This window comes from Plasticicumulans sp., from assembly GCF_035331805.1.
Taxonomy (GTDB): domain Bacteria; phylum Pseudomonadota; class Gammaproteobacteria; order Competibacterales; family Competibacteraceae; genus Plasticicumulans.
The window spans coordinates 1-5,454 of the sequence record NZ_DAOLKE010000243.1 but is presented as its reverse complement, the minus strand read 5'-3'; the positions used below and the strand labels follow the sequence as shown (position 1 = coordinate 5,454).

The following is a 5,454-nucleotide window of genomic DNA, read 5'->3' as shown; positions in this document are numbered from 1 at the left end:
CGGTCGCGGCGGGCGGGATGGGTTCTTTATATTCATATTTGCGAATATACGAATTAATGATACTGTACGCGCATCCAGTCCCATCGACCCCATGCGGGAAGGCGCGTCATGAAGAAGATCCAGGTGCAGGCGAAACTCGGACCGGCGTTCGCGATCGAGGTCGCCGCCGGCGATCACCAGCTGTACATCGACCAGCCGAAGGCCGGCGGCGGCACCGATACCGGTCCGTCGCCGCTCGAATACCTGTTCGCGGCGCTCGCCGGCTGCGTCGGTTCGATCGGCCGCATCGTCGCCAACCAGCAGCGCCTGCCCGTGCGCGGCATGGACATCCGCGTCGAAGGCGAACTCGATCCGGCCGTGCTGCTCGGGCGCAGCACCGGCACGCGCGCCGGCTTCCAGCAGATCGTCGTCACCGTCGATGTCGATGCCGACCTGAGCGAGGAGCAGAAGCGCGCCTTCCTGCAGGAAGTCGACCGGCGCTGCCCGGTCTCCGAGAACCTGCTGAACGCCACGCCGGTCGCCGTGCGGCTGGCGCAGCCGGCAACGGCCTGAGAGAGCAGGCAGGGCGCGACAAGCCCCTGAATGCAGATCGCTTTGCCCCTTCTTCCTCCGGGGAAGGGCCGGGGGATGAGGGGGCCTTTTTCGGGCGCAGCCAGAAGCCCCGCCACGCTTCGCGACGGCCGCGATCAGCGTCCGGCGTGTGCGGCGGCGCGTTCGAGCGTCGCGTAGTGGATGTCGACGATGTCCCCGATGTCGTCGGCATAGCCCCCGGCCATCGCCACCGCCACCGGCAGACCGGCGGCGGCGCAGCGGCGGTAGACCAGATCGTCACGCGCCGCGAGGCCGGCCTTGCTGAGCGCGAGGCGTCCGAGCCGGTCGCCGGCGTACGGATCGGCCCCGGCGAGATAGATCACCAGCTGCGCCCCGGCGGCGCGGGCCATCGCCTGCGCGAGCCCGGCTTCGAGCGCGGCCAGATACTCGTCATCGCCGGTGCCGTCCGCCAGCTCGACATCGAGATCACTCGTTTCCTTGCGGAACGGGAAGTTCTTCGCGCCGTGGATCGAGAACGTGAACACGCTGTCGTCGCCGGCCAGACACAGCGCCGTGCCGTTGCCCTGATGCACGTCGGCATCGACGATCAGCACGCGCTGCACCCGGCCCTCGGCCTGCATCGCGCGCGCGGCGACCGCCGCGTCGTTGAACACGCAGAAGCCCTGCGCCGCGGCCGGGGCGGCGTGGTGCGTGCCGCCGGCGAGGTTGGCAGCAGCGCCCTCGGCGAGCGCGGCGCGGCAGGCGGCGATGGTGGCGCCCGAGGAGCGGCGCGAACGCTCGATCAGCGCCTCCGACCACGGGAAGCCGAGCGCGCGCAGCTCGCGCGCGTCGAGCTCGCCGCGGCTGGCGCGGCGGATGTAGTCCGGATCGTGGACGCGGGCGAGTTCGGCGTCGCTCGCTGCTGGCGGCTCGTGCAGCTCGAAGCGCGGATCGGTGCCGGCGCCGGCCTCGACGCGTTCGCGCAGCCGCCGGTACTTGTCCATCGGGAAGCGATGGCCGGGCGGCAGCGGCAGCACGAAGTGGTCGCAGTAAAAGAGCTTCACGGCGGCACCGGCGGGATCGGCAGGCTCAGTGGCGCGTGCCGGCGGCGGTTTCGGTGGCCGGGTCCGGGGCCGATTCCAGGCAGCGGCCGGCGGCGTCGATCAGCAGGCCGCCGGGGTGGCGGACGATGCGCTCGAAGTCGCGGCTGCGCTCGGTCAGGCGCGCGGCGATCGCCTCCAGCCCGCGCGGCGACAGCGGGTAGTGGTGTTCGAGCGCGAGCAGGCAGCCGTCGGCATCGAGCGCGGCGACCGTGTACGCGAGCGTGCCGACCTCGTCGTCGAACTGGTTGGTGACCAGCAGCCGGCGCTCCGGGCCGGCGTTGTCGACGTGCAGCACGGTCTCGACCAGATAATCCCCGTCGAGCGCGGCACCGGCGCGCAGGTCGCGCATCGTCGTGCCGGCGCATTCGGTGAAGGCCTCGCCGATCGCCATGCGCACCGGCAGGCCCCAGGCGGACAGCGCCATCAGGTACTGGCGCTGCGTGCGCACCCATTCGACGTAGCCGGCGGCGAGCGCATCGGCCGGGCGTTCCTGACCGGGGCCGATCTGCGCCCAGTCGTCGAAGGTCCAGAACGGCGTCCAGACCGTGCCCTCGCTCATCAGGAAGCGGTTGCCGGGCGCGAGGCTCACGTCGGCCGGCTCCTGCGGCCGGAACAGCGCGCGTTCGAGCAGCTCCCACAGGCCGTCGAAGCCGGCGTGTTCGAGCTGCACCTTCAGCAGCGCGCACAGGTCGCCGACCGTCGCATAGGAAAGATTCACGGCGCGCAGGCCGAAGGCCGCTTCGACCGCCTGGCGCGTCGTCACCGACACGCCGCCGGACTGCAGCAGCGAGTTTTCGAGCTGCATCGACAGTTCCGTGATGTCCCCGGGGCGGCCGAGCAGCGAGAACGGCAGCATCAGCAGCGGTCCGGCGCCGGGCTGGCGGGCGGGATTGAGCGCCGGCAGCGTGAAGGCGCGGCCGTCGTCGCTGCCGAGTGCGACCAGACCGGGCACGAAGCCGCCATCGAGCAGCGTGCCGCGGAACACGTCATCGAGCGCGGCGAGCAGCGGAAAGCCCGGGCGCAGCAGTTCGGTCTGGTCGTACAGCGCGCCGGGCACGACCAGCGCGAAGCGCGCCAGATCGGGCACCAGCCGGCCGAGGTCGGCGGCGATGCCTTCGGCGATCTGCGTGGCACTGGCGCGGCTGACCGGGCCGGGCGGCACGCTGCCGGCCGGGCCGGTGTTCAGCTCCAGCGTCAGCACGCCCGAGCAGGCGGCGAGTTCGGGGGCGGGGTGGCGGGTATCGGCGTGCAAGGCGAAAGCTCCAGCGTCGGGCGGTCCGGTCTTTGCGGGGCGGCTACTATACCGGAAGCCGTCGCGGCCGGTCCGTGACAGGATTTCACCTGATTCCTGTGGTTTTTGATGGAGTTTGCTGATGACGCCTCCTCCGGAAGCGGTTTCCCCGCTGCTGCAGTTCGGCAGTTACTTCGATCTCGCGCTCGCCGATCCCGACGATGGCGGCGCGCCGCAACAGGCCGCGGACCTGATCGATCGTGCCCAGCACCTGCGCTACGAGGTCTACTGCCGCGAATTCGGTTTCGAGCGCGAGGAGGACTGCCCGGGCCAGCGCGAGCGCGACGAATACGACGCCCGCTCGCTGCACTGCCTGCTGATGCACCACGCCAGCCACCACGACGCCGGCACCGTGCGTCTGGTGCTGTCCGACCCGGGCCGGCCGCAGGCACCGATGCCCTTCGTCGCGCACTGCGGCGCCAGCCTGTTCACCGATCACCCGGCGCATCCGTCGCGGCTGGCCCCGGAGCTCTGCTGCGAGGTGTCGCGGCTGGCGGTCGCCTCGACCTTCCGCAAGCGCTTCGGTGAAAACGAAAGCCCGATCGGCCAGATCGACGGCATCGACATCTCGGCGCCGGAGCTGCGCACCTACCCGCTGATCTCGCTGGCGCTGTTCGTCGCGGCCACGAGGCTGGTGGCGGCCTGCGGCTGCCTGCACGCCTACGCGATCATGGAGCCGCGCCTGGCGCGCCGGCTGGCGGCGGCCGGGCTGAAGTTCGAGCGCATCGGCAATGATGTCGAGTACCACGGCCGGCGCGCGGCCTTCTACATCCACCTCGACACCGCGCTGGCGGCGACCGCAGCGCTGCCGGGCATGAGCGCGATGTACGAATACGCGCTGGCGCGGCTCGATCCGCAGATTCCGCCGGCGCGGCGGCGGACATGACCGCCGCCCGGCATGCGTTTCAGGATCGGCGCAGCTTGCCGATCACCAGGTTTGGCAGCAGCAGCAGCAGCGCCGCCGGATCCTGACGCGAAAGGCGCAGCAGACGTCCGGGATGCAGGGACTTGCGGTGCAGCAGCCGGTGCAGGAGATCGAGTGCGAGTGAGCGTCGCAGGATTCGCGTGCGCTGACGGACGTGGGCACGCTGCGTGGCCGTCAGCGCGAACAGGCGCGGTATGGCACGCCAGAAGGTGATTTCGTCGCACAGCCGGTGCAGGGAATGCTCGCTGCCCCAGCCTGAGCCGGCGAACACGTTGACGCCGCGGCCGTAGGTGGCCTCGCAGCGGGTCGAAAACGCCGGCCGGGCTCCGGCCCGGGCCAGTTCCATCCAGAACAGGTAGTCCTCGCCGGCAAAGACCAGATTCTGGTGGAAGCGCTGCGCGGGATACTTTGCATGGCGGAAGACCACCGTCGACGTGCCGATGACGTTGCCGGTCAGCGTCTGTTCAAACAGATCTGCCGTGAAGGCATACAGATGCGGGGCGGACAGCGGCCGGTGCTGTTCAGGTCGCAGCCGGCCACCGCGCGCAAAGGCCGGCGTCGTCGCACCGAGCTGCAGGTGATCGGCAAAGTAGAAGTCGTGGCCAGCCGCGAGGGCAGTCAGGGCGTTCTCGAGATGGTCCGGGCTCCAGGCATCGTCGGAATCCAGAAAGGCCACGTATTCGCAGTCGGCCGGCACGGCATCGAGTCCGCGGTTGCGAGCGCCGGCCGGACCGGTGTTGGCCTGCTCGATCAGCCGGTAACGCTGCGGATCGGTTTCGATCAGGTCGGCGATTTCGCTGCGCGCCGGCACGGGCGAGGCGTCATCGACAACCAGCAGCATCCAGTCATCCACCGTCTGTGCCTGCACCGACGCGAGGGTTCGGAGAAGGATGCCGGCTTCGCGCTGGAAGTAGGGCATGACGATGGCGACTCTGGGCATGGTGATCCTGTGCTGGCGAGCGATGCATGGAGGGGGCCGGATCGGCCGTGCGCCATTCTGGGCCGGTGATCCGCTGCCGTTAAGCGCGCCCGGGTGTGCACCGACGAAAATTAACGCGGCAGTGGCTGCACGTCCCGCAGCTCGACCCGCACCGGATCGTGATCGCTCGGCTGTGGCGCCGGTGCCGTCGTGTGCACGTGCAGCACCTCGGCGCGCGCCGCGCGCAGCGCCGGCGACACCAGCACGTGATCGAGCGTCTGCGCGTGATGGCCGTGGCGGTGCGTGTGGCGCAGGTGCCGCGGCAGATCCTCGATCAGGTTCGCAAGCCGCTCGCCCTTCAGCAGATCCAGCGTCTTCGAGCCCGGCACGTCGTTGAAGTCACCGGCGACGATCAGCCGCGCCTGCGGGTCGAGTGCGAGCACCGACGCGCAGAAGGCGTGGATCACCGCGGCCTGCGCGTGGCGCTGCTTCTTCGCGTAGTCCTCGGCGCGGCGGTGCTCGGCGCGCATCGACTTCAGGTGGCAGTTGACGAGCAGCAGCGGCCGGCCGTCCGGGCAGCGGTATTCGAGCGCGAGCGCCTTGCGGCTCGGCCGCCAGTGGCGCTCGGCGCAGCCGGCGAAGGCCGGATCGAGCGGCGCGATGCGCCCGGGGCTGCGCGTGAGCT

General features: G+C 70.5%; 6 protein-coding genes. 2 read left to right on the top strand and 4 right to left on the bottom strand.

Annotated elements, in window-relative coordinates; translation table 11 throughout:
- The first annotated feature begins 108 nt into the window (after positions 1-108).
- Positions 109-552, top strand: coding sequence for an OsmC family protein (locus PKE44_RS14365; protein WP_324552365.1), 444 nt, complete (start codon positions 109-111; stop codon positions 550-552).
- 134 nt (positions 553-686) lie between these two features.
- On the opposite strand, the gene PKE44_RS14360 is transcribed toward PKE44_RS14365, so the two are convergent.
- Both PKE44_RS14360 and PKE44_RS14355 read right to left on the bottom strand, forming a co-directional pair.
- The gene (locus PKE44_RS14360; protein WP_324552363.1) at positions 687-1,595 is read right to left on the bottom strand and encodes a histone deacetylase; all 909 of its coding nucleotides are present in this window, start codon (positions 1,593-1,595) and stop codon (positions 687-689) included.
- 25 nt (positions 1,596-1,620) lie between these two features.
- Positions 1,621-2,886: a hypothetical protein gene (locus tag PKE44_RS14355; RefSeq protein WP_324552361.1), complete on the bottom strand. Its 1,266-nt coding sequence runs from the start codon at positions 2,884-2,886 to the stop codon at positions 1,621-1,623.
- A gap of 121 nt (positions 2,887-3,007) precedes the next feature.
- On the opposite strand from PKE44_RS14355, the gene PKE44_RS14350 reads away from it, so the two are divergent.
- On the top strand, positions 3,008-3,811 hold the full coding sequence (locus PKE44_RS14350) for a PEP-CTERM/exosortase system-associated acyltransferase (RefSeq protein WP_324552359.1): 804 nt from the start codon (positions 3,008-3,010) through the stop codon (positions 3,809-3,811).
- A 19-nt stretch (positions 3,812-3,830) separates the two neighbouring features.
- Here the strand turns inward: PKE44_RS14350 and PKE44_RS14345 are convergent, their stop codons facing one another.
- Together PKE44_RS14345 and PKE44_RS14340 are read right to left on the bottom strand one after the other, a co-directional pair.
- Entirely contained in the window at positions 3,831-4,790 is a 960-nt protein-coding gene (locus PKE44_RS14345) for a glycosyltransferase family A protein (protein WP_324552357.1), read from the bottom strand.
- 110 nt (positions 4,791-4,900) lie between these two features.
- Positions 4,901-5,454, bottom strand: a 554-nt coding sequence (locus PKE44_RS14340; protein ID WP_324552355.1) for an endonuclease/exonuclease/phosphatase family protein, incomplete at its 5' end; no start/stop codon positions are given.

Bases quoted from the DNA above. Each gene is read 5' to 3' on its own strand.
- PKE44_RS14350 (WP_324552359.1), top strand. From the start codon at position 3,008: ATGACGCCTCCTCCGGAAGCGGTTTCCCCGCTGCTGCAGTTCGGCAGT.
- PKE44_RS14365 (WP_324552365.1), top strand. From the start codon at position 109: ATGAAGAAGATCCAGGTGCAGGCGAAACTCGGACCGGCGTTCGCGATC.
- PKE44_RS14345 (WP_324552357.1), bottom strand. From the start codon at position 4,790: ATGCCCAGAGTCGCCATCGTCATGCCCTACTTCCAGCGCGAAGCCGGC.